A 21,791-nucleotide genomic window follows, 5' to 3' on the forward strand; every position below is an offset into this window, starting at 1 on the left:
GCGGGGCCCCTAGAGCACCGCGGTGGTGAAAAAAGGGCGGGTGAAGGGCATTCCCCACCACCGGCAAGTTTAGCGGTACTCCTCCCCCACACGAAGCGAGTCCACTAGATCGAGCATTCGTAGCGGGTGTTGCGTTCCAGCGTGGTCGGCCTATCTGCTGCGGTTTGCTGGGGATGGGATTCGCTTGCGTGGCAGCGGGTCGGCCTACCTGCTGCGGTACCAGCGGGCTGGGGATCCTGTTGCGTGCCAGCGAGTGCCTGCGTGGGCCAGTGCAACCGATGGTGTTCCGGCGCGTCTTTCTCGGTGAGACGTGTGGTGGGGGTCCGTCAGGTCGCTGTCTGCGTGCCTTCCTTCACTCGGTGTAGCAGTGCCAGGTCGGGTTGGGTGTGTGACCCCGGTCAACATCACTATTCACCATGGGTATAGTCGCGGTGGTACCGGTTCACACGTCGACTTTTGGGGGTACCGGTGAACCCACGTCTACTCCTCGCCACGTTTGTGGCGGCCGCTTCGGTGGCGGGGTGCACGACCGCGTCGTCCACCCCGTCCGTGCCCGGGCTTGCCGAGCGCGGGACCACCATGACCAGCACTGCGCTGACCCGGCAGGACCTGAGCAACAAGGTCAGCATCAACGGCAAGGTGATGCTCAACCCGATCTTCGGTCTGGTCGCCCCGGTGGACGGCCAGATCCGCTACCTGGAGGTCAAGGACCAGAAGGGCACACCCACCAAGCCGACCCGGGTTGGTGCGGTGTGGGCGGCCGGCAAGCCGACGCACCTCGAGGTGCCTGCTGGCTCCACGTTCTCCGGCCGGCTCGTCGACGACCGGGCCTCGGTCACCGCCGGGATGCCTGTGGTGTCGGCGAAGTACGGCGGCTACGGCATCGTCGCCGAGATCGACGGGGCGCAGGCGTACACGCTGGCCGACGGGCCTGCCACGGTGCGCGCGCAGATCAAGAACGGGCCCGGTCCGTTCGACTGCGCCGTCCTGGGCACCGTCGCCGCGCTGCCGCCGGGCACCATCCCGGCACCGCCGCCGCCCGCCGCGCCTGTCGCGCCGAGCCCGGGCGATCCGTCGGCCCCGGTGACGCCGCCGGTGGCCGTGCCGACCACGCCCGCCGACACCCGCACCCCGTCGGAGGCCACTGGGTTGCGGCTGGTGTGCACCGCGCCCGGTGAGGTCAAGCTGATCAACGGGGCCGCGGTCACCCTGGAGGTCATCACCGCGCAGGTCAAGGGCGCTCTCGTCGCCCCGGTCGAGGCGGTCGCGGGCAAGCAGGGCGCCGGAAAGGTCGACGTGCTCGGCCCGGACGGTGTCCGCCAGACCAAGGACGTCGTGCTCGGGCTGACCGACGGCAAGGTTGTCGAGATCCGGTCTGGGCTGCTGGGCACCGAGACCCTGGCGGTGCCGGGGCCGAACCTGCCGCCCGCACCGCAGGACCCGTCCGGGGGCAAGGGCCCGTGAGCACACCGCTGATCCAGCTCACCGGGCTGACCAAGACGTTGAAGGGGCAGGGCGAGCCGCGGCCGATCCTGTCCGGTGTGGACCTGACGGTGCGCGCGGGGGAGAGCGTGGCGATCCTCGGCCGGTCCGGTTCGGGCAAGAGCACCATGCTCAGCGTCATCGGGTTGTTCGACCGGCCCGACGGCGGGCAGTACCTGCTGCACGGTGACGACATCAGCCGGGTGCCCGAGCGGCGCGCGGCGCGGTTGCGCAGCACCGAGTTCGGGTTCGTCTTCCAGCGGTTCTTCCTGCTCAAGCACCTGAGCGCGATGCAGAACGTGGCCATGGCCCTGGTCAACGGCCAGGGCTGGCACGCCAGGCGCAAGCGGCGGGACAAGGTGATGGCGGCGCTGGAGCAGGTCGGCATCGCCCACCTGGCCAAGCAGAAGCCGCAACGGCTCTCCGGCGGTGAGCAGCAGCGCGTCGCGATCGCCCGGGCCTTGGTCCGCGAGCCGCGGGTGCTGCTGGCCGACGAGCCGACCGGCGCGCTGGACACCGAGACCGGCGCGCTCGTGATCGACGTGCTGCACGCGGCGACCGACCGGGGCTGCGGGCTCATCCTGGTCACCCACGACCACGCCCACGCCAACCGGATGCAGCGCGTCGTCCGGCTCGCCGACGGCGTCCTGGTCCAGGAACGGCAGCAGGGGGTGCTTCGGTGATGGCGCTCTCCGGTCGGTTCCGCTCGGCCCTGGTCATCGGTGGCCAGGGCATCCGGGCGCGCAAGCTGCGCACCTTCCTGTCGATGCTGAGCCTGTTCCTCGGCGTGCTGGCGGTGGTGACCGTGCAGGCGGGCGCCGAGATCGCCAACCGCGCGCTGCTCTCCGACATCGAGCTGACGCAGGGCAAGGACGGCAGCGTCACGGCCTACCTGCAGTCCTTCGAGGGCAGCTCGGAGATCATCGAGGAGACCCTGCGCGGGCAGTCCGACGTGGTCGCCGCCACGTCGGTCCAGGCGATCGTCGGCGAGCCCGACGTGAAACCGGTCAACCCGGGCGGTTCGCCGATCGACCAGACGGACATGTACTCCTCGGGCGGCTCGATGATCTGCGACAACCGGGGGTGCAGGCCGACCGAGGACGCCACGCGGCCCCCTGGACAGGCGGTCGAGATGCGGCTCACCGGACTCGGTGGGGACATCCGCCCGATCCGCCCGCTGCAGCTCGAGTCGGGGCGGTGGCTCGAGTTCGGTGGTGAGCCCTCGCTCGCGCCGTCGCTCGTGCTGAACCGGGCGGCCGCCAAGGCCTTCGAGCGCTACCGCGTGCCCGCCGAGATGCGCGTCGGCGACTCGCGGACACACGCGACGCCCCGGATCGTCGGCGTGGTCAACGACGGCGGCCAGGCTCCCGCGGCCTACGTGCGCGCTGACGAGCTGGCCAACTGGCAGCCCGCGACGAGCAACCAGAACAGCTCGGTCGAGCTGTCCTACTGGCCCTCCAGCGAGCGCCTCGTGCAGACGCTGGAGGCCAGGCTGTCCGCGGCCGGGATGCAGGGCGACATCTACCGCCGGGTCGCCGACTCCCGCGAGCACATCGGCGGCCAGCTCGACCTGATGCGGATGATCTTCCTCGGGATGGCGGCCCTGGTGCTGCTGATCGGCGTCGCCGGGATCCTCAACGTCGGCCTGGCCACGGTCGGCGAACGCGTCGAGGAGTTCGCGCTGCGCCGGGCCGTCGGCACGCCGCGGCTGCTGCTCGCGGGGATCGTGCTGGCCGAGACGCTGATCATCGGCCTGCTCACCGCGGCGGCGGCGGTCGGCGCGGGCGTCGTCGGCCTGGAGATGGCGAGCAGGCTGTTCGGCGCCCGCGAACCCATGCTGCAGAACGTGGCGTTCCCCTGGCAGGCGGGTGTCGCCGGGGTGATCGCGGGCGTGGTGGCTGGTGTCCTCGGTGGTCTGCTGCCCGCCATCCGGGCCGCGCGGATCCCGATCGCGACGGTGATGCGCGCCTAAGCTGGCATCCAATCGCTGTTCGCGCCGCAGATGATGAGGCAGGCGAGCTCGCCGGGCACCCGCCCGGCGAGCCACGCCGCGAACGGGACCGCGGCGGCGGGCTCGACCGCGAGCCGGAACTCGTCCCACAACCGGTCGCGCGCGGCGAGGATTTCCTTGTCACTCACCAGTACCGGCAGTGCTCGGGCCTCTTGCACCGTCGTGAAGGGCAACTCTCCTACGCGGGTAGCCCCCAACGCCGAGGCCGCTACCGAACCCACGGCAGAGTCGACAGGCTTACCGGCGGCGAGCGCGTCATACATGGCCCGACAGTCCTCGGGTTCGACGACCACGACAGGCCTACCGCCGCCGAGGACTGTTCCTGCCGCAAGACCACCACCGCCGACCGCGACCACAAGCGAGTCGACCTCCGGCGCGTCCGCCACGGCTTCCGCGGCACAGGTGCCTTGCCCCGCAATGACAAGCGGGTGGTCGTACGCGGGGAGGAAGAAGGCCCCCGTCTCGTCGGCCTCAGTGGCGGCCGCCCTCGCGGTCTCGGCGTACACCGACCCCAACCGCACCAGCTTCGCCCCGACCGCCTCGATCCGGCGGGTCTTGGCCTCGGGCGCCCCCTCCGGCACGAACACCGTCGCGGCCAACCCCAGCAGATGGGCCGCCGTGGCCACCGCCAACCCGTGGTTCCCTCCGGACGCGGTCACCACGTGCGTCGGCCGGCCACCCCCGAGCAGGGCGTTGAGTGCTCCGCGGAACTTGAACGACCCGGTGCGCTGCAGGTGCTCGAGCTTGAGCACGACCGGCCGCCCATCGATCTCGGCCCGCAGGACAGGCGTCCGACGGGCATAGGGCGCGATCCGACCTGCGGCGGCGGTGACATCGGCGTGGTCCACGCCCCCGATGCTAACCACCTCGGTGCGGCGGTCCCGCCCAGCTGTGAATCGCCCACTGCCGCGTCCGCGTATTCCGCCCAGACCCGCGAGGGGGACCCCCGAATTCAATTCTTCCAGAGGGGACTGACGGAATCGGGGGCTCGGCGTGGGTTGTCCACAGGGCATCGACCAGACTGGGGTGGTGACCACCGCACCATGGGCTGCCGGTGTCGGCACCGGTATCGGTTCGCTGCCCGGGACCGACGCCGTCGAGGCCGCCACCACCGTGTTCGGGGAGTTCCCCGACCTGCCGCACCTGCCCGAGCTGCCCGCGCGCGGGTTGGGGGCGGACATCGTCGGGCGGACCGCCGCCCTCCTGGTCGATCTCGCCGTGGAGTTCGTCCCGTCCGGCTACCGCGTCACCGCGCGGCCGGGGTTGGACCACCGGCGGGCGAGCGACCTGATCCGCCGCGACCTCGACGCGATCGAAGAGGTCGTCGAGCGGACCGGCAAGCCGCCGGTGCTCAAGCTGCAGCTCGCCGGCCCGTGGACGCTGGCCTCCGGCATCGAACTGCCCCGCGGCCACCGGGTCCTCACCGACCGGGGCGCGTTGCGGGAGTTCGCCGAGTCGCTGGCCGAAGGGCTGACCCGGCACGTCGCTGAAGTGCGCAGGCGCACCGGGACCGAGGTGGTCGTGCAGTTGGACGAGCCGAGCCTGCCGACGGTGCTCGCGGGCATGCTGCCCACCCCGTCCGGGTTCGGGATGGTGCCCGCGGTCACCGAGCCGGACGCGCGCGATCTGCTGGCCACGCTGGTCGACGCCGCGAAGGCCGCCACCGGTCACCCGGTGATCGTCCACTGCTGCGCACCCCAGCCGCCCATCGCGCTCCTGCACCAAGCGGGTGCCGGGGCGATGGCGCTCGACGTGAGCCTGCTCGACGCCAAGCTCTACGACCAGATCGGCGAGGCGTGGGACTCGGGCGTCGCGCTCTTCCTCGGCGTCGTCCCCAGCACGGACCCGCGCGAACCGGTCACCGTGCGCTCCGCCGCCGAACCCGCGCTGCGGCTGGTCGACCGGCTCGGCTTCGCGCGGTCCATCCTCGCCGAGCGCGCGGTCGCCACCCCCACCTGCGGCTTGGCGGGCGCGACACCGAAGTGGGCGCGCCGCGCGATGGCCCTCACCCGGGACGTGGCCAAGGCCTTCGTGGAACCGCCGGAGTCCTGGTAGTCGGTCATCCCGCCGTCCCACCCGCGCTCGCCCGACAAGCGCGAGGTCTTGCCGCCGAAGAAGCACGGCAACATCCCCCTGTCGCGCGACCGTCAGCGCAGTGGTTCGACGCCCGCGGGTAGGGCGTCGGCGGCCACGAGCCCGTCGATGTGCTCGAGCAAGGTCGACCGGAACGCGCGCGCCGCAGCCGTGGGCGGTGCGTCGGTGCGGTGCGCCAGCGCGATGGTCCGCCGGATGCTGGGCCCGGCCAGCGGGGTCGCCCGCAGCCTCGGCCGCCCCGGCAGCACCAGGCTGGGCACCACCGCCACCCCCAGCCCGGCCTCGACGAAGCGCAGCACCGCGTCCATCTCCCCGCCCTCCACCGCGAGCGTGGGTTCGAACCCAGCGGCCCGGCACGCGTGCAGCGTGGTCTCGCGCAGGTCGTAGCCCTGCCGGAACATCACCATCGGCTGGTCGCGCAGCGCCTCGAGCCGCACGGTGGCGCGCTCGGACAGCGCGGGCAGGTCCACCGACGAGGCCACCATCAGCTGCTCGCGCAGCACCGGCGTCATGGTCAGCGCGGGTTCGATCCCCTGCGGGGGCACGATCAGCAGCGCCAGGTCGAGGTCCCCGCCGAGCAGCGCCTCGGTCAGATCGCGCGAGCCGCTCTCCTCGACCAGCAGCCGCACGCCGGGGTGCCGGTCGTGGAACCGGCGCAGCACGTCGGCCAGCACACCCACGCACACGCTCGGTGTCGCGCCCAGCCGGATCCGGCCCCGGCGCAAGCCGACCAGCTCCGCCACCTCCAGCCGCGCGGTGTCCACATCAGACAGGATGCGCCTGGCCACCGGGAGCAGGGCCTCACCCGCGGCGGTGAGCGCGACGTTGCCGCGGGCCCGGGTGAACAGCGGGGCGCCCAGCTCGGTCTCCAGGCTGTGGATCTGCTTGCTCAGTGAGGGCTGCGCCACACGCGCCCGCTGCGCCGCCCGGGTGAAGTGCCGGGTGTCGGCCACTGCCAGGAAGTACACGAGCTGCTGGAGCGTCATAGCCACAGGCTATCGAGTCGAGCTGATTCATGTATTGGACGACTTGTCGCACGCGCTCCTAGCGTGGCGGTATGGCAGTGACCACGGCGCCGAAAGCCTCAGCGCCACAACGGTTTCCCCGTACGGTGGCCGGACGGTTGTGGGCGTCCACCGTGGGCAAGAAAGCAGTGATGGCCGTCACCGGCGGAGTGCTGCTCCTCTACGTCGTCGCGCACATGGCAGGCAACCTGAAGGTCTTCGCGGGGCGGGAGTCCATCGACGGCTACGGGGTCTTCCTGCGCGAGTTCCTCGCACCCGTACTCGGTTACGGCGGTCTCGTCTGGGTGATCCGCGCCGTCCTCTCGCTGTCCGTGATCCTCCACATGACCGCCGCCGTCCAACTGGCCCGCCGCGCCAAACGCGCGCGTCCGGTCTCTTACGCGACACGACCCAAAGTGAACGGGTCGTACGCCGCTCGAACCATGCGCTGGGGTGGGGTGATCGTCGCCCTGTTCGTGGTCTACCACGTGCTCGACCTGACCGCCGGGGTGCTCAACCCGCACGGCGTCGAAGGCGAGATCCACGCCAACGTGGTGGCCGACTTCCAGCACTGGTACGTCGTGCTGGCCTACACCGTCGCGGTGGTCGCGCTCGGTTTCCACCTCCGGCACGGCATCTGGAGCGCCTTGCGCAGCCTTGGTCTGGGCAGTGCGAGACGTGCGGCCGCGGTCAAGACGGCCGCTCTTGTCGTGTCGGTAGCGATAACCGTGGGCTTCTTGTCCGTGCCCTACGCCGTCCTCTTCGGACTTGTCTCGGACCAGTGAGGTAACCCAGTGCTCTTCACCGAAGGCGACCCGATCGCCGACACCCGCACCCCCGACGGCCCGATCGAGAGCCGGTGGGAACAACGCCGGTTCACCGCGCGCCTGGTCAACCCGGCCAACCGGCGAAGGCTCACCGTCGCGGTGGTCGGCACCGGTCTCGCGGGGGGCTCCGCCGCGGCAACGCTGGGCGAGCTCGGTTACAACGTCTTGTCCTTCTGCTACCAAGACAGCCCGCGCCGCGCACACAGCATCGCCGCGCAAGGGGGCATCAACGCGGCCAAGAACTACGCGGGCGACGGTGACAGCGTGCACCGCCTCTTCCACGACACCATCAAGGGCGGCGACTTCCGCGCGCGCGAGTCCAACGTGCACCGATTGGCCGAGGTGAGTACGCAGATCATCGACCAGTGCGTTGCTCAGGGCGTGCCGTTCGCGCGCGAGTACGGCGGGCTCTTGGACACGCGGTCGTTCGGCGGCGCGCAGGTCTCCCGCACTTTCTACGCGCGGGGACAAACTGGTCAGCAGCTCCTCTTGGGCGCATATCAAGCGCTTGCGCGCCAGATCCACGCTGGGAGCGTCCGCTCTTACCCGCGCACCGAGATGCTTGATCTGGTGGTCTCTGACGGGCGTGCGCGCGGTGTCGTCGTGCGCGACCTGGTAACCGGTGAGATCACGACGCACCTCGCTGACGCTGTGGTCTTGGCGACTGGTGGCTACGGGAACGTCTTCCACCTCTCCACCAACGCCAAGGGGTGCAACACGACTGCCATCTGGCGCGCGCATCGCCGCGGTGCCCTCTTCGCGAACCCGTGCTACACGCAGATTCACCCCACCTGTATCCCGGTCAGCGGCACGCACCAGTCAAAGCTGACGCTGATGAGCGAGTCGCTCCGCAACGACGGTCGTGTCTGGGTCCCTGTGCAAGCGGGGGATGAGCGCGTGCCGGGAGACATCCCCGAGGACGAGCGCGACTACTACCTGGAACGCCTCTACCCCAGCTTCGGCAACCTCGTGCCCCGCGACATCGCCTCACGCGCCGCTAAGGCGGTGTGCGATTCCGGGCGCGGCGTCGGACCCGGTGGCCTGGGCGTCTACCTGGACTTCGCCGACGCGATCGGCAGGCTCGGCCGCGACGTCGTCGCCGCGCGCTACGGGAACCTCTTCGACATGTACCAGCGCATCACCGACGAGAACCCTTACGAGGTCCCGATGCGCATCTACCCCGCCGTGCACTACACGATGGGCGGTCTATGGGTCGACTACGACCTGCGCAGCACCATTCCCGGGCTCTTCGTCATCGGTGAGGCCAACTTCTCCGACCACGGTGCCAACCGGCTGGGTGCCAGCGCGCTGATGCAAGGACTCGCCGACGGGTACTTCGTGCTGCCCGCGGTCATCGGCGACTACCTGGCCGACGGCCCGTTCGGTCCGGTCGACGCCGACGAGGTGGCTGAAGCCGAGGACGACGTGCGCGCCGGTATCGCTGCCCTCTTGGCGGTTGACGGTGACCGCACAGCCGAGTCTTTCCACCGTGAACTCGGCAGGGTCATGTGGGACCTGTGCGGCATGGAGCGTTCCGAAGAGGGGTTGCGCAAGGCTCTTGAGCTGATCCCCGCTCTTCGCGAAGAGTTCTGGCGACGGATCAAGGTCACCGGTGCGGGCTCGGAGTTCAACCAAGCGCTGGAGAAGGCAGGCCGGGTAGCCGACTTCTTCGAGTTGGCCGAGCTGATGTGCCTGGACGCCCTACACCGTGAAGAGTCTTGCGGGGGTCACTTCCGCGTGGAGAGCCAGACCTCAGACGGCGACGCTCGCCGCGACGACGATCGGTTCTCTTACGTTGCCGCGTGGGAGTTCGCTGGAGTCGGTTCGCCTCCTGTCCTGCACCACGAAGAGCTCGTGTTCGACTCCGTAAGGCCAAGTGTGAGGAGTTACAAGTGAGGTACACCCTCCGCGTGTGGCGCCAGTCCGGGCCCTCTTCGCGCGGGCAGTTGGTCGAGTACACGGTGGACGACATCAGTGCGGACATGTCGTTCTTGGAGATGCTCGACGTGCTCAACGAACGGCTCTTGCTCGAAGGCGAGTCCCCGGTCGCCTTCGACCACGACTGCCGCGAAGGTATCTGCGGTGCTTGCGGGGTGATGATCGACGGCGTCGCGCACGGTCCGGAGCGCGCCACCACGACCTGCCAGCTGCACATGCGCCACTTCGACCCGGCCAAGCCCATCGTGGTCGAACCGTGGCGGGCCGCGCCCTTCCCGGTCGTGCGCGACCTCGTCGTCGACCGCTCGGCCCTCGACCGCGTCATCGAGGCGGGTGGCTACATCTCCGCACCCACCGGCGCCGCCCCCGACGCGCACGCGGTGCCGGTGCCCAAGCCCGTCGCGGACACCGCGTTCGAGGCCGCCGCCTGCATCGGCTGCGGCGCCTGCGTGGCCGCCTGCCCGAACGGCTCGTCGATGTTGTTCACCGCCGCCAAGGTCACCCACCTGGGTGTTCTTCCGCAGGGGCAGCCCGAACGGCACGCGCGGGCGGCGGACATGCTCCGCGCGCAAGACGACCTGGGCTTCGGCGGCTGCACGCTGACCGGGGAGTGCACGGCGGTGTGCCCCAAGGGGATCCCGCTGGAAACCATCTCCCGGCTCAACCACGACGTGCTCGCTGCCGCCATGATGGGTCAATGAGCTGGTTCCGCCGCACAGCACCACGCCCGCCTCTTAAGGCACCCTCGCCGGACGAGCTAGCGGCGCGGTTCTGGACCTCTTGGCACCAGCAGTTGCCGGAGGTCGCCGCCGCGCTCGGCGAAGGCGAGCCACATCGGGTGGAGAACCAACTGTGCGATCTTGTGGCTCAGCTGCACCCGGATCTGCACTTCTCTCTTGAACGCGGTAACCGTGCCGTCTACGCGTTGGTCGTCTCCGGCCAAGAGGACCCGGACTTGCGCCCTTACACCGACGCGTGGAAGTCGGCGGCTCCGCCGGAGACCGTGTTGTGGGAGTTCCACGACTCGGTCCCGCCGGTCCCCGACCCCACGCTGGTGACGGTCAACCTCGGCCCGCACCGGGTCGCGCTGGCCGATGTCCGCGTGCACGCCCAGGTCGATCCCGACGCGGGCGTCGTCGACGTCGCGGTGCACCACCCGGTGCTCGCCGAGCTCGACCCCGCCGCCCGCCGAGCGCTGACCTTCTTGCCGCTCGACGTCACGCTGGGTGAGCGGCTGGCCGGGCGCAGGCTGCGCCGGGTGGAGACCGCCGAGACCGAGCCCGCGGGCGCCATCGACCTGCTTGAGCTGCGCGAACTCGTCCACAAGCTGACCAGCTGAACCGCGTGGTTGTCGGTCCGGCTCGCTACTCTCCTCGGGTGACCGAAGTTGACCAGGCCGCTGCCGACGACGCCGCCAAGGACGCCGAGAACCTGCCGCCGGAGCACCCCGCCGCCGCCGTGGAGGGCGTCGAGGACATCCCCGCTGACGAGCGGGAGCGGCACGCCCGGCTCGCCGAGGAGCTGCTCGGCCACCAGTTCCGCTACTACGTGCTCGACTCGCCGACGATCTCCGACGGCGAGTTCGACACCCTGCTGCGCGAGCTCGAGGCGATCGAGGGGCGGCACCCGGCGCTGGTCACCCCGGAGTCGCCCAGCCAGCGCGTGGGCGGCACCTTCGCCACCGAGTTCGTCGCCGTCGACCACCTCGAGCGCATGCTCAGCCTGGACAACTCCTTCGACCTCGACGAGCTCGGCGCCTGGGTCGACCGGGTCGTCAAGGAGGTCGGCGACGCCGCGCACTACCTGTGCGAGCTCAAGATCGACGGCCTGGCGATCAACCTGCTCTACGAGAACGGCAGGCTCACCCGGGCGCTCACCCGCGGCGACGGCCGCACCGGCGAGGACGTCACGCTCAACGTGCGCACCATGCGCGACGTGCCCGAGCGGCTCACCGGCACCGCGCAGTTCCCGGTGCCCGAGCTGGTCGAGGTCCGCGGCGAGGTGTTCTTCCGGGTCGAGGACTTCGCCGAGCTCAACGCCGGGCTGGTCGAGGCGGGCAAGCCGCCGTTCGCCAACCCGCGCAACACCGCCGCGGGCTCGCTGCGGCAGAAGGACCCCAAGGTCACCGCGAGCCGCAAGCTGCGGATGATCTGCCACGGCCTGGGCAAGCGGGTCGGCTTCGAGCCGAGGTCGCAGTCCGAGGCCTACCGGGCGCTGGCGGCGTGGGGGCTGCCGGTCTCCGAGCACACCAGGCTGCTCACCGCCGCGGACGAGCTCGCCGAGCACATCAAGTACTGGGGCGAGCACCGGCACGACGCCCAGCACGAGATCGACGGCGTGGTGGTCAAGGTCGACGAGGTGGCCCTGCAGCGCAGGCTGGGCAGCACCTCGCGGGCCCCGCGCTGGGCGATCGCGTTCAAGTACCCGCCGGAGGAGGCCACCACCACGCTGCTCGACATCAAGGTCAACGTCGGGCGCACCGGCCGGGTCACCCCGTACGCGGTGATGGAGCCGGTCAAGGTCGCCGGGTCCACGGTGGAGATGGCCACGCTGCACAACGCCAGCGAGGTCAAGCGCAAGGGCGTGCTGATCGGTGACCGGGTGGTCATCCGCAAGGCGGGCGACGTGATCCCCGAGGTGCTCGGGCCGGTGATCGACGCCCGGCCCGCCGACGCGCGCGAGTTCGTCATGCCCACCCAGTGCCCGGCGTGCGGCCACGAGCTGCGCTATGAGAAGGAGGGCGACGCCGACATCCGCTGCCCCAACGCCCGCACCTGCCCCGCGCAGCTGCGCGAGCGGCTCTTCCACCTGGCCGGGCGCGGCGCCTTCGACATCGAGGTGCTCGGCTACGAGGCGGCCGCGGCGCTGCTGGCCGCCGGGGCGGTGGTCGACGAGGGCGACGTGTTCGACCTCGACGAGGACCGGCTGGCCGAGGTGGAGCTGTTCCGCACCAAGGCGGGCGAGCTCTCGGCCAACGCCCGCAAGCTGGTGGCCAACCTGGGCGCGGCCAAGGACCGTCCACTGTGGAAGGTCCTGGTCGGGCTGTCCATCCGGCACGTCGGCCCGACCGCGGCCCAGGCGCTGGCCCGCGAGTTCGGCTCCATCGAGGCCATCGCCGGGGCCGACGAGCAGGAGCTGGCCGACGCCGAGGGCGTCGGCCCCACCATCGCCACCGCCGTGCGCGAGTGGTTCGAGGTCGACTGGCACCGCGACGTGGTCGCCAAGTGGCGCGCCGCGGGCGTCCGCATGGTCGACGAACGCGACGAGTCCACCCCGCGCACGCTCGAGGGGATGTCGATCGTGGTCACCGGCAGCCTCACCACCTACTCCCGCGACGAGGCCAAGGAGTCGATCATCGCCCGCGGCGGCAAGGCGTCCGGGTCGGTGTCGAAGAAGACGGCGTTCGTGGTGGTCGGCGACGCCCCCGGGTCCAAGCACGACAAGGCGGTCCAGCTCAAGGTCCCGGTCCTCGACGAGGACGGCTTCCGGGTCCTGCTCACCGAGGGCCCCGAGGCCGCCACCCCGCTGGCCACCATCGGCGACCCGAACGCCCCGGCCGAGGAAACCCCCGCCCCGGACGCCGAGAAGCCCAAGCGCCGCTCCCGCGCCAAAGCGGCCGACACCGGCGTCGAAGACCCAGCCGACGCCGCTCCGGCGCCGGACGAGTCGGCCCCCGCGGCACCGAAGCGGCGTTCTCGCGCCAAGAAGGCCCCCGCGGCGGCCGCTGAGCCCGAGGAAGCGCCCACCACCACCGACTAGCTGTGGAGCCCGGAGACTCGGGGCCTGTGCGGCTGGCGCACTGGTCTAGCCCACCTGCGAGCCGCGGTTGGTGTGGCTGCCCCATAGGACCGTCCGCTGTCCACCTCGGTCCGGTGCGCGCGCCAAGGCCGCTTTGCGGGGCACGCCGGTGCCGTTGACCTGCGCGTCGACCGCTCCCGCCTGCCCGCGGCGCGCCGGCGCGCACTGACCCGGCAGCGACCCGGGCCGTAGTTCCTCGTTGAATCGGACAGCGGACAGGGCAAGGTGCGATGAGGACGACTCGACGACGCGGAGGCGAGCGTGGCTGGGATGACGGACGCGACAGTGCGACCGGCACGGTCGGACGAGGTGCGGCGGATCGGGGCGCTGACCGTCGAGGCCTACCGGGCGGGCGGCTACATCACCGGCTCGGGCACCGGCTACGCCACCGTGCTCGCCGACGCCGACGCCCGGTTCCGATCGGCTGAGCTCCTGGTCGCCGTGGACGGTGCGGGCGGGTTGCTCGGCACCGTCACCCTCGCGCTGCCCGGGACGCCGTTCGCGGAGATCTCGCGGGCCGGGGAGCTGGAGTTCCGGATGCTCGCCGTCACCCCCGAGGCCCGCGGTCGCGGCGTGGGCGAGTCACTGGTCCGGGCCGCCATCGCCCGAGCCCGCGACCTCGCCCTGCACCGGGTCGTGCTGTGCAGCTCGGTGGAGATGACCCCGGCCCACCAGCTCTACGAGCGCTTGGGCTTCGCCCGCCTCCCCGCCCGCGACTGGCAGCCCGGCCCCGAGGTCCGGCTCATCGCCTTCGCCCTCGACCTGTGAGCCCGGCCGGGGCGCGACCAGTGCGCGCGCGGAGTCCGCTGGCTTGCGCGGTGTTGCCCGTTCCCCCGGCCGCGCGGAGGCTGGTCCCATGCGACCGACAACGGTGCAGGTTTGCCTCAACGGTGGGCGATCGGTCTCCGACCACCCGGCCGTCCCGATCACCGCGGGTCAACTGGTCGAGGCCGTGGTCGCGGTCGCCGAACTGGGTGTCACCGCGGTCCACGTGCACCCGCGGGACGCCACCGGGTCCGAGACCCTCGTGGGGTCCGAACTCGCGGGCACCGTCGCCGCTGTCCGGGCCGCCGCACCCGGCGTGGCCATCGGGGTGACCACCGGGGCCTGGATCGAGCCCGACCCGGTCCGCCGGGTCGCGCACGTCCGGCAGTGGGTGGCGCTCGCCGCAGGGAAGCCGGACTTCGCCTCGGTCAACGTGCACGAGCCCGGCTGGCTCGAGGTCTGTGCCGCCCTGCACGCCGTGGGCATCGGGACCGAACTCGGCGTCTTCCACACCGCCGCCGCCGCGACCCTGCGCGCCGCGGGTGTCCCGGCGGGCGCGGTGCGAGTACTGGCCGAGGTCCAGGTCACCGACCCGATCACCGCGGTCGTCGAGGCCGCAGCCTTGGTTGGTGCCCTGGACTGGGCCACCACCCCGATCCTCCTGCACGGTGAGGGCCCCGCCGCGTGGCCCGTGCTCGAGCACGCCCGCCGACATGCCCTGCTGACCCGCATCGGGCTGGAGGACACCCTGGACCTACCCGACGGCACCAGGGCCCCGGACAACACCGCCCTGGTCCGCGCCGCGGCCACGCGCTGAGCCCAACGTGACCCGCGGCCAAGACCCTCGGGGTGTCAACGGGGAACCCCGGACACCGGTGGCGTCGGAGTCGATCACGCCACCCGGGTGGGCTAGTCCGGGAGGACGACGGCGACGATCCCGGCCAGGTGCGCGAGTCGGGCGACCTCGGCGGCGCGGAACATCGGGCCGCCGGGGCGACCCACCAGCAGGACCCGGTCCGGCTTGCCCAGCGGGGTGGCCGCCAGCTCCGTGCCCAGCTCGCGCCAGGTGGCCGGGACCCACGACTCCTCCCCGTCCAGCACCGTCGCCCGGGCCAGCGGCATCCACGGCAGGTCGAGCGTCTGGATGTCCGGCGCCGCCGTGCTGCCGGAGAGCCGGTGCGAGCCCTCGCTGCCCGAGCCCACGATCAGCGCCCAGCCCGCTCGGATGATCTTGGGGACGCCCGCGGCGAAGATGTTCAGCCCGTCCAGCGGTTCGGCCGCGACCTCCTCCACCAGTTCCAGCTCGCGGTGGGTGTCGAGCACGCCCGCGTACGGCCGGACCGCGTCGACCTCGACGCCCGCGATCGACTCGGCGGCGGTGATCAGCACGTCGGGGAGCCTGCCGCCGGGGAGCTCGACCACCAGGTCGTCGATCGCGATCCCGCCCGCGCGTTCGACCACGTCGACACTGAGGATGTCGGCGCCGATGGCCCCCAGGGCGGTCGCGACCGCCCCCAGGGTCCCTGGGCTGTCCGGGAGCTGGACCCGGATCAGGAACGACAAGGCGAACGCCTCCCGCACTAGCCACCGCGCGGAACCTTGTCGCCCGCGCGCTACGCCGACCGTTGATTGTCGCAGACCAGGTACCGCCCGTTCGTCCTGGTCGCAATCGCGGGATCGGGCACCGGTTTAGCACCGCCGGGGCCGCGGAACAACCCGTTCGGGGCCGCGGGGGTGGGCGAAATAGACTCGCGGGGTCCCATCACTGAGAACCCCGGGGGTTCGTCGAGTGCCCAGCATCTCCCGCGACGAGGTGGCCCACCTCGCGCGACTGGCCAGGTTGGCCGTCACCGAAGCGGAGTTGGACCTGTTCGCAGGCCAGCTCGACCAGATCGTGCAGGCCGTGGCGCAGGTCGGGCAGGTGGCCGACCAGGACATCCCACCGACCTCGCACGCGGTGCCGTTGACCAACGTCTTCCGCCGCGACCTCGTCCGCCCCGGGCTCACCCAGCAGCAGGCCCTCGCCGCCGCGCCCGCGGCCGAGGACGGCCGGTTCCGCGTACCGAGGATCCTCGGGGAGGAAGCATGACCGAGATCATCCGGCTGACCGCGGCCGAGATCGCCGCGAAGGTCCAGGCCAGGGAGGTCTCCGCGGTCGAGGTCGCCCAGGCGCACCTGGACCGGATCGGCGCGGTCGACCAGGCCGTGCACGCGTTCCTGCACGTCGACACCGAGCGCGCGCTGCAGGCCGCCAAGGCCGTCGACGAGGACGTCGCCGCGGGCCGCCCGGCCGCCTCGCCGCTGGCCGGGGTGCCGCTGGCGCTCAAGGACGTCCTCACCATGCAGGGCGCGCCGACGACCTGCGGGTCGAAGACCCTCGAGGGCTGGCAGCCGCCCTACGACGCCACGGTGACCACGCGGCTGCTCGCCGCGGGTGTGGTCATCCTCGGCAAGACCAACATGGACGAGTTCGCGATGGGCTCGTCCACCGAGAACTCCGCGTTCGGCCCCACCCGCAACCCGTGGGACCTCGACCGGATCCCGGGCGGCTCCGGCGGTGGCTCCTCGGCCGCGCTGGCCGCGTTCGAGGCGCCGCTGGCGATCGGTACTGACACCGGCGGCTCGATCCGCCAGCCCGGCTCGGTCACCGGCACGGTCGGGGTGAAGCCGACCTACGGCACCGTCTCGCGCTACGGCCTGGTCGCCTTCTCGTCCTCTTTGGACCAGGCGGGCCCGTGCGCGCGCACCGTGCTCGACGCCGCGCTGCTGCACGAGGTGATCGCCGGGCACGACCCGCTCGACTCGACCTCCATCGACACCCCCGTGCCGCCGGTGGTGGCCGCCGCGCGCGAGGGCGCCAACGGCGACCTCTCCGGGGTCCGGGTCGGCGTGGTCACCCAGTTCGCCGGTGACGGCTACCAGCCCGGCGTCTCCGCCGCGTTCGACGCCGCGGTGGCGCAGCTGCGCGACCTGGGTGCCGAGATCGTCGAGGTCTCCTGCCCGAGCTTCGACCTCGCGCTGCCCGCGTACTACCTGATCGCGCCGAGCGAGGCGTCGTCCAACCTCGCCCGCTTCGACGCGATGCGCTACGGCCTGCGGATCGGCGACGACGGCACGCACAGCGCCGAGGAGGTCATGTCGCTGACCCGGGCCGCGGGCTTCGGGGCCGAGGTCAAGCGGCGCATCATCCTGGGCACCTACGCGCTCTCGGCGGGCTACTACGACGCCTACTACGGTTCGGCGCAGAAGGTCCGCACGCTGATCATGCGCGACTTCGAGGCCGCCTTCGCCAAGGTGGACGTGCTGGTCTCGCCGACCACGCCGACCACCGCGTTCAAGATCGGCGAGCGGGCCGACGACCCGATGGCGATGTACAAGGCCGACCTGTGCACCATCCCGTCGAACCTGGCGGGCAACGCCGCCCTCAGCGTCCCGTGTGGACTGTCCGAGGACGACGGGCTGCCGGTCGGGCTGCAGATCATGTCCCCCGCACTGCAGGACCACCGCGGCTACCGGGTGGCCGCGGCGTACGAGGCCGCGCGCGACGCCGCGCAGGGCGGTCCGCTCATCCACCGTGTTCCCGAGCTGGAGGTGGCCCACTGATGGCCGGCAGCAAGAAGTTCAAGGGCGCGTTCGGCATCGTCAGCTCGGTCACCGCCGCCACCAGCGCGGCGCGCGGCCTGGCCACCGCCCGCGAGGACAAGGACAAGCTGGTCCTGGCCAACGCGATCGGCAGCATCATCGTGGCGATCACCGGCGTGCTCATCGCCGTGCGCGCGTTCCGGAGGGGCAAGTGAGCGCCACCGTCGAGCTGATGGACTACGACGAGGTCCTCGAGCGCTTCGACCCCGTGCTCGGCCTCGAGGTGCACGTCGAGCTGAACACCCACACCAAGATGTTCTGCGGCTGCCCCACCGGGTTCGGCGCCGAGCCCAACACCCAGGTCTGCCCGGTCTGCCTCGGCCTGCCGGGTGCGCTGCCGGTGGTCAACGAGATCGCGGTCGCCTCGGCCATCCGGATCGGCCTGGCGCTCAACTGCGAGATCGCGACCTGGTGCCGGTTCGCCCGCAAGAACTACTTCTACCCGGACATGCCGAAGAACTTCCAGACCTCCCAGTACGACGAGCCGATCGCCTTCAACGGCTGGCTCGACGTCACCCTCGACGACGGCGAGGTCGTGCGCGTCCAGATCGAGCGCGCCCACATGGAGGAGGACACCGGCAAGTCACTGCACGTCGGCGGCGCCACCGGCCGAATCCACGGCGCCGAGCACTCGCTGCTCGACTACAACCGCGCCGGGGTACCGCTGATCGAGATCGTCACCAAGACGATCGAGGGCACCGGCGCCCGCGCCCCCGAGGTGGCCCGCGCCTACGTGGCGACACTGCGCGACCTGCTCAAGGCCCTCGACGTCTCCGACGTCCGAATGGACCAGGGCTCACTGCGCTGCGACGCGAACGTCTCGCTGATGGCCAAGGACGCCACCGAGTTCGGCACCCGCACCGAGACCAAGAACGTCAACTCGCTGCGCAGCGTCGAACGCGCGGTCCGCCACGAGATGACCCGCCAGGCCGCCATCCTGGTCGACGGCGGCAGCATCCTCCAGGAAACCCGCCACTTCGAGGAGGCGGGCGGCACCACCCGCGCCGGACGGCGCAAGGAGACCTCGGAGGACTACCGGTACTTCCCGGAGCCCGACCTGGTCCCGATCGCGCCCACCCGCGAGTGGGTGGAGGAACTGCGCGCGACCCTGCCGGAAATGCCCGAGCAACGGCGCAAGCGCATCCAGGCCGAGTGGTCACTGACCGACCTGGAACTGCGCGACCTCATCAACGCCGGCGCGGTCGACCTGATCGCCGCGACGGTAGACGCGGGCGCCACCCCCGCTGAGGCCCGGTCCTGGTGGGTCTCCTACCTTTCCCAGTCGGCCAACAGCCGAGGCGTCGAACTGGCAGACCTGCCGATCACACCGGCACAGGTGGCCGCCGTGATCAGCCTGATCGCCGACGGATCACTGACCAACAAGCTCGCCCGCGAGGTCGTCGACGGCGTACTGGCAGGCGAGGGCGAGCCCGACGAGGTCGTCGAAAAGCGCGGCCTGAAGGTCGTCTCGGACGACTCCGCCTTGTACGCGGCAGTGGACGAGGCACTGGCCTCGCAGCCGGACGTGGCGGAGAAGATCCGCGAGGGCAAGGTCGCCGCCGCAGGCGCCATCGTTGGCGCCGTAATGAAGGCGACCAAGGGCCAAGCAGACGCCAAACGCGTCCGCGAGTTGATCCTGGAGCGCTGCGGAGCTTGACAGGAAAGGAAAAGGGGCGGGTGTCACTCCACAAGCGGCAGTGACACCCGCCCCTTCCCATTGCCCACCAACTCCAGCAGAAGACTGTCTCCGCTGGCACTCAAGCGAATCCCGTCCCCAGCAAACCGCAGCGGTGAGGCCGACCACGCTGGAACGCATGTCCCGCTACGGATGCTCGATCTAGTGGACTCGCTTCGTGTGGGGGGAGAGCACCGCTAAACTTGACCGGTGGTGGGGAATGCCCTTCACCCGCCCTTTTTTCGCCACCGCGGTGCTCTAGGGGCCCCGCGCGAAGTGAGTTCACTAGATCGAGCCCCGCTTGTAACTCGGGCAACGAAAGCAGCAAACCCCCAAGAGTTCACACTCGCGACCCGCGCAACGAAGACGGCAACCAAACGACGGCAACCAAACGACGGCAGCCAAGAAGAGCAGCTCAGTCCGTGCTGCCGCCACCAGCCTGCGGCTGAACCAGGATCGCCACCGCCCGGTCATCACTGGACACCGAGCTGCCCGATCCCTTGTTCACCGTTCCCCCCACCGCGATCTGGTCCGTCATCAGGTCGAGCCCGTCGACCTTCCCGAACCCGTCCGGCGCCGCCAGCGCGATCTGCGGCTTGCCGGTGAAGCTCCCGTCCGGCGCCTGCGGCAGGTTCTGCAGGTGTCCCGCCGTCGACATGGCGACCCACACCAGCTGCGGGGTGGCCGCGCAGCCCGAGGCCCCCGGCCGGTCTGGCCAGCGCCAAGCCGGGGACGTGAGGGGCTTGCCCGGCGTCACGCGGTAGAGCAGGTCGGCCGCCGGGGTCCGGTCGGTCACCCAGGTCTGCGAGCCGTCCAGGGTCGCGCAGATCCCGCCCACGGACTGCAGGCCGGTGGCGATGATCGCGTTGCCCTTGGTCGGGTTGCCGTCGGCGGCTTTGCCCTCGCCGTTGATCCGCAGGACCTTGCCCGCCAGGGACGCCGGGTCGTCGGCCGCCGTCGCGCTGCCCGCGCTCCCGGTGGCCAGCAGCAGTGCGCCCCGGTGGTCCTGCGCGAGGGAACCTCGGTTACCGACGGCTCCGCGCGGGATGCCGGTGAGCACCGGCTTGGCCGAGTCGTTGGGGGCGATCCGCACGACGCGGTTGTCGGTCGGCGTCGTCACGTAGGCGAAGACCAGCTGGTCCTCGGCGTAGTTGGGGGACAGCGCGAGACCGGTCAGGCCGCCGTCGCCCGCCGGGTCGACCGGGATGGTGGCGAAGACCGCGGGCTTGCTGCCCTTGCGCACCAGCAGGACGCGGCCGGTCTTGCGCTCGCCGACCAGGGCGGTCGGGTTGGAGCCGTCGCCAGGGAGGGCGGCCACCGCGACCACGGTGTCCAGGCAGGTGCCCAGGACGGCCGGGTTGAAGTCCGTGCAGCCGTCCGGCGGCGGGATCGGCGCGGCCGACTGGTTCTCCCGGCCGCCCCCGCTCGCGCCGCCCTCGCCGGTGTCCGGGGACGGTGCGGCCTGCGGGGTCAGCGGCACGTTCGGCTGCCAGCTCTCCGGCGCGGGCTGCTCGTCGAAGGTGGCGCAGGCGCTCGCCAGCGCGACCGCGGCCAGGGCCGCGAGCACGCGGAGCCTGCGCGGTGTCACTGACATGGTGGCCAAGGCTAGGTGCGCCGCCGTGAATCCCTGGTGAGCAGGTCAGCCCGGGCGCGCTCGACCACCGCGACCCGCTCGAGCAGCAGGTCCAGCTCCTGCACGATCACCTGCGGGGCCTCCAGCGGCAGGAAGTGGCTGGTCGGCACCACCCGGGTGCGGGCCTGCGGCAGGCAGGCCACCGGCTCGGTGGCCCGCCGCGGGTCGGCGACCACGTCGTAGCGGCCCGCGAGCACCGTCACCGGGCAGTTGACCCCGCCCAGGTCGCGGCGGGGGACCTCGGCCAGCGCCAGGGCCAGCGTGACGTACCAGCGCCAGTCCTGGCGCAGGAACCGGCGCACGGCCCTGGCCACGTCGGTCGGGTCGGCGCCGGGCAGCATGAACCCGCTGTGCTGCAGCAGCCCGGCGGTCAGCCGGTTCACCGGTACCCGGTGCAGTACCGCGTCGACCAGCGGCCCGGCCGCCTGGATGGCCCGCGCGCCGCCGATGACCAGCGGTCTGCGCACGGCCGCCGGGATGCCCAGCACGCCGAGGATCCCGCCGAACAGGTCACCCGGCACGCCCGCGGCCAGCAGCACCCCCGACACCCGCTCCGAGTGGTGCAGCGCGAGCTCAGTGGCGACCATCACCCCGACCGACCAACCGATCACCACGCACCGCTCGACACCGGCCGCGTCGAGCACCGCGAGTGCGTCCGAGACGTGGTCGTCGAGGCTGATTCGGGTGCTGTCCTCGGGCCGGTCCGAACCCATGGTTCCCCGGTGGTACCAGGAGACCACGCGCACGCCGCAGGTCGGCAGCAGCAGTGCGGGCCACGCCTCGGGGATGGTGCCCAGCCCCGGGCACAGCAGCACCACCGGCCCGTCGGACTCGGTGTGCCAGCCGCGCAGCCGGGTGCCGTCGGCGGCCCGGAAGTCGTGTTCGCGCATCGTGGACAGTGTGCCGCACCTCGACGGCCACT

Annotated in this window: 20 protein-coding genes; 15 read left to right on the forward strand and 5 right to left on the reverse strand. The window is 71.5% G+C overall.

The features are described 5' to 3' along the window. Nucleotides 1-579 precede the first annotated feature (579 nt). From QSK30_RS26025 to QSK30_RS26035, 3 genes are read left to right on the forward strand one after another with little or no spacing between them, the layout of a single operon-like run. Nucleotides 580-1,464: an efflux RND transporter periplasmic adaptor subunit gene (locus tag QSK30_RS26025; protein ID WP_285506644.1), complete on the forward strand. Its 885-nt coding sequence runs from the start codon at nucleotides 580-582 to the stop codon at nucleotides 1,462-1,464. Next, nucleotides 1,461-2,165 carry an ABC transporter ATP-binding protein gene (locus tag QSK30_RS26030; RefSeq protein WP_285506647.1) on the forward strand — a complete coding sequence of 235 codons (705 nt, stop codon included), beginning with the start codon at nucleotides 1,461-1,463 and terminating at the stop codon, nucleotides 2,163-2,165. Before QSK30_RS26025 ends, QSK30_RS26030 begins: the two co-directional genes overlap by 4 nt. Continuing rightward, nucleotides 2,165-3,454, forward strand: coding sequence for an ABC transporter permease (locus QSK30_RS26035; RefSeq protein WP_285506648.1), 1,290 nt, complete (start codon nucleotides 2,165-2,167; stop codon nucleotides 3,452-3,454). The genes QSK30_RS26030 and QSK30_RS26035 overlap by 1 nt, the downstream gene beginning before the upstream one ends. On the opposite strand, the gene QSK30_RS26040 is transcribed toward QSK30_RS26035, so the two are convergent. Next, nucleotides 3,451-4,341, reverse strand: coding sequence for a serine/threonine dehydratase (locus QSK30_RS26040; RefSeq protein ID WP_285506651.1), 891 nt, complete (start codon nucleotides 4,339-4,341; stop codon nucleotides 3,451-3,453). The two genes, QSK30_RS26035 and QSK30_RS26040, sit on opposite strands and share 4 nt — an antisense overlap. A gap of 181 nt (nucleotides 4,342-4,522) precedes the next feature. Between QSK30_RS26040 and QSK30_RS26045 the strand changes: the two genes are divergently transcribed. Next, nucleotides 4,523-5,548: a methionine synthase gene (locus tag QSK30_RS26045; RefSeq protein WP_285506653.1), complete on the forward strand. Its 1,026-nt coding sequence runs from the start codon at nucleotides 4,523-4,525 to the stop codon at nucleotides 5,546-5,548. Nucleotides 5,549-5,640: 92 nt separating this feature from the next. On the opposite strand, the gene QSK30_RS26050 is transcribed toward QSK30_RS26045, so the two are convergent. Next, nucleotides 5,641-6,573 (reverse strand): LysR family transcriptional regulator, encoded by a 933-nt coding sequence (locus QSK30_RS26050; protein WP_285506654.1) that lies wholly within the window; start codon nucleotides 6,571-6,573, stop codon nucleotides 5,641-5,643. 125 nt (nucleotides 6,574-6,698) lie between these two features. On the opposite strand from QSK30_RS26050, the gene QSK30_RS26055 reads away from it, so the two are divergent. The 7 genes from QSK30_RS26055 (at nucleotide 6,699) to QSK30_RS26085 (ending at nucleotide 14,736) form a co-directional block, all read left to right on the forward strand. Next, nucleotides 6,699-7,376, forward strand: coding sequence for a succinate dehydrogenase cytochrome b subunit (locus QSK30_RS26055; RefSeq protein ID WP_285506656.1), 678 nt, complete (start codon nucleotides 6,699-6,701; stop codon nucleotides 7,374-7,376). A gap of 9 nt (nucleotides 7,377-7,385) precedes the next feature. Beyond that, entirely contained in the window at nucleotides 7,386-9,314 is a 1,929-nt protein-coding gene (locus QSK30_RS26060; protein WP_285506657.1) for a fumarate reductase/succinate dehydrogenase flavoprotein subunit, read from the forward strand. Beyond that, the gene (locus tag QSK30_RS26065; RefSeq protein ID WP_285506659.1) at nucleotides 9,311-10,057 is read left to right on the forward strand and encodes a succinate dehydrogenase/fumarate reductase iron-sulfur subunit; all 747 of its coding nucleotides are present in this window, start codon (nucleotides 9,311-9,313) and stop codon (nucleotides 10,055-10,057) included. Before QSK30_RS26060 ends, QSK30_RS26065 begins: the two co-directional genes overlap by 4 nt. Continuing rightward, the gene (locus tag QSK30_RS26070) at nucleotides 10,054-10,695 is read left to right on the forward strand and encodes a hypothetical protein (protein ID WP_285506661.1); all 642 of its coding nucleotides are present in this window, start codon (nucleotides 10,054-10,056) and stop codon (nucleotides 10,693-10,695) included. The genes QSK30_RS26065 and QSK30_RS26070 overlap by 4 nt, the downstream gene beginning before the upstream one ends. 92 nt (nucleotides 10,696-10,787) lie before the next feature. Next, a complete protein-coding gene (gene ligA / locus QSK30_RS26075) occupies nucleotides 10,788-13,115 on the forward strand; it encodes an NAD-dependent DNA ligase LigA (protein ID WP_285506760.1) in 2,328 nt (775 codons plus the stop codon). Between the two features lie 309 nt (nucleotides 13,116-13,424). Continuing rightward, nucleotides 13,425-13,922 carry a GNAT family N-acetyltransferase gene (locus tag QSK30_RS26080; protein WP_285506662.1) on the forward strand — a complete coding sequence of 166 codons (498 nt, stop codon included), beginning with the start codon at nucleotides 13,425-13,427 and terminating at the stop codon, nucleotides 13,920-13,922. An 88-nt stretch (nucleotides 13,923-14,010) separates the two neighbouring features. Next, a complete protein-coding gene (locus QSK30_RS26085) occupies nucleotides 14,011-14,736 on the forward strand; it encodes a 3-keto-5-aminohexanoate cleavage protein (protein ID WP_285506664.1) in 726 nt (241 codons plus the stop codon). 92 nt (nucleotides 14,737-14,828) lie between these two features. Here the strand turns inward: QSK30_RS26085 and QSK30_RS26090 are convergent, their stop codons facing one another. Further along, nucleotides 14,829-15,482 carry an ACT domain-containing protein gene (locus QSK30_RS26090; RefSeq protein WP_285506762.1) on the reverse strand — a complete coding sequence of 218 codons (654 nt, stop codon included), beginning with the start codon at nucleotides 15,480-15,482 and terminating at the stop codon, nucleotides 14,829-14,831. Nucleotides 15,483-15,708: 226 nt separating this feature from the next. Between QSK30_RS26090 and gatC the strand changes: the two genes are divergently transcribed. Genes gatC through gatB form a run of 4 tightly spaced genes read left to right on the forward strand, consistent with a single transcriptional unit; the run spans nucleotide 15,709 to nucleotide 19,218 of the window. Next, complete coding sequence (gene gatC / locus QSK30_RS26095; RefSeq protein ID WP_285506666.1) at nucleotides 15,709-16,008, forward strand: Asp-tRNA(Asn)/Glu-tRNA(Gln) amidotransferase subunit GatC; 300 nt, start codon at nucleotides 15,709-15,711, stop codon at nucleotides 16,006-16,008. Then, the gene (gatA, locus tag QSK30_RS26100) at nucleotides 16,005-17,522 is read left to right on the forward strand and encodes an Asp-tRNA(Asn)/Glu-tRNA(Gln) amidotransferase subunit GatA (protein ID WP_285506668.1); all 1,518 of its coding nucleotides are present in this window, start codon (nucleotides 16,005-16,007) and stop codon (nucleotides 17,520-17,522) included. The genes gatC and gatA overlap by 4 nt, the downstream gene beginning before the upstream one ends. Further along, nucleotides 17,522-17,716: a hypothetical protein gene (locus tag QSK30_RS26105; protein WP_285506669.1), complete on the forward strand. Its 195-nt coding sequence runs from the start codon at nucleotides 17,522-17,524 to the stop codon at nucleotides 17,714-17,716. Before gatA ends, QSK30_RS26105 begins: the two co-directional genes overlap by 1 nt. Continuing rightward, entirely contained in the window at nucleotides 17,713-19,218 is a 1,506-nt protein-coding gene (gene gatB, locus QSK30_RS26110) for an Asp-tRNA(Asn)/Glu-tRNA(Gln) amidotransferase subunit GatB (protein ID WP_285506671.1), read from the forward strand. Before QSK30_RS26105 ends, gatB begins: the two co-directional genes overlap by 4 nt. 433 nt (nucleotides 19,219-19,651) lie before the next feature. Here the strand turns inward: gatB and QSK30_RS26115 are convergent, their stop codons facing one another. Both QSK30_RS26115 and QSK30_RS26120 read right to left on the reverse strand, forming a co-directional pair. Beyond that, nucleotides 19,652-20,830, reverse strand: coding sequence for a PQQ-dependent sugar dehydrogenase (locus QSK30_RS26115; RefSeq protein ID WP_285506673.1), 1,179 nt, complete (start codon nucleotides 20,828-20,830; stop codon nucleotides 19,652-19,654). A gap of 11 nt (nucleotides 20,831-20,841) precedes the next feature. Next, nucleotides 20,842-21,759 (reverse strand): alpha/beta fold hydrolase, encoded by a 918-nt coding sequence (locus QSK30_RS26120; RefSeq protein WP_285506675.1) that lies wholly within the window; start codon nucleotides 21,757-21,759, stop codon nucleotides 20,842-20,844. Between the last annotated feature and the right edge of the window lie 32 nt (nucleotides 21,760-21,791).

It is taken from the genome of Actinokineospora sp. NBRC 105648, from assembly GCF_030269645.1.
In the GTDB taxonomy this organism is placed as follows: domain Bacteria; phylum Actinomycetota; class Actinomycetes; order Mycobacteriales; family Pseudonocardiaceae; genus Actinokineospora.

Coding starts and splice junctions, on each gene's coding strand:
- QSK30_RS26050 (WP_285506654.1), bottom strand. CDS start 6,573: ATGACGCTCCAGCAGCTCGTGTACTTCCTGGCAGTGGCCGACACCCGG.
- QSK30_RS26085 (WP_285506664.1), top strand. CDS start 14,011: ATGCGACCGACAACGGTGCAGGTTTGCCTCAACGGTGGGCGATCGGTC.
- QSK30_RS26105 (WP_285506669.1), top strand. CDS start 17,522: ATGGCCGGCAGCAAGAAGTTCAAGGGCGCGTTCGGCATCGTCAGCTCG.
- gatA (WP_285506668.1), top strand. CDS start 16,005: ATGACCGAGATCATCCGGCTGACCGCGGCCGAGATCGCCGCGAAGGTC.
- QSK30_RS26080 (WP_285506662.1), top strand. CDS start 13,425: ATGACGGACGCGACAGTGCGACCGGCACGGTCGGACGAGGTGCGGCGG.
- QSK30_RS26120 (WP_285506675.1), bottom strand. CDS start 21,759: ATGCGCGAACACGACTTCCGGGCCGCCGACGGCACCCGGCTGCGCGGC.
- QSK30_RS26035 (WP_285506648.1), top strand. CDS start 2,165: ATGGCGCTCTCCGGTCGGTTCCGCTCGGCCCTGGTCATCGGTGGCCAG.
- QSK30_RS26070 (WP_285506661.1), top strand. CDS start 10,054: ATGAGCTGGTTCCGCCGCACAGCACCACGCCCGCCTCTTAAGGCACCC.
- QSK30_RS26115 (WP_285506673.1), bottom strand. CDS start 20,830: ATGTCAGTGACACCGCGCAGGCTCCGCGTGCTCGCGGCCCTGGCCGCG.
- QSK30_RS26025 (WP_285506644.1), top strand. CDS start 580: ATGACCAGCACTGCGCTGACCCGGCAGGACCTGAGCAACAAGGTCAGC.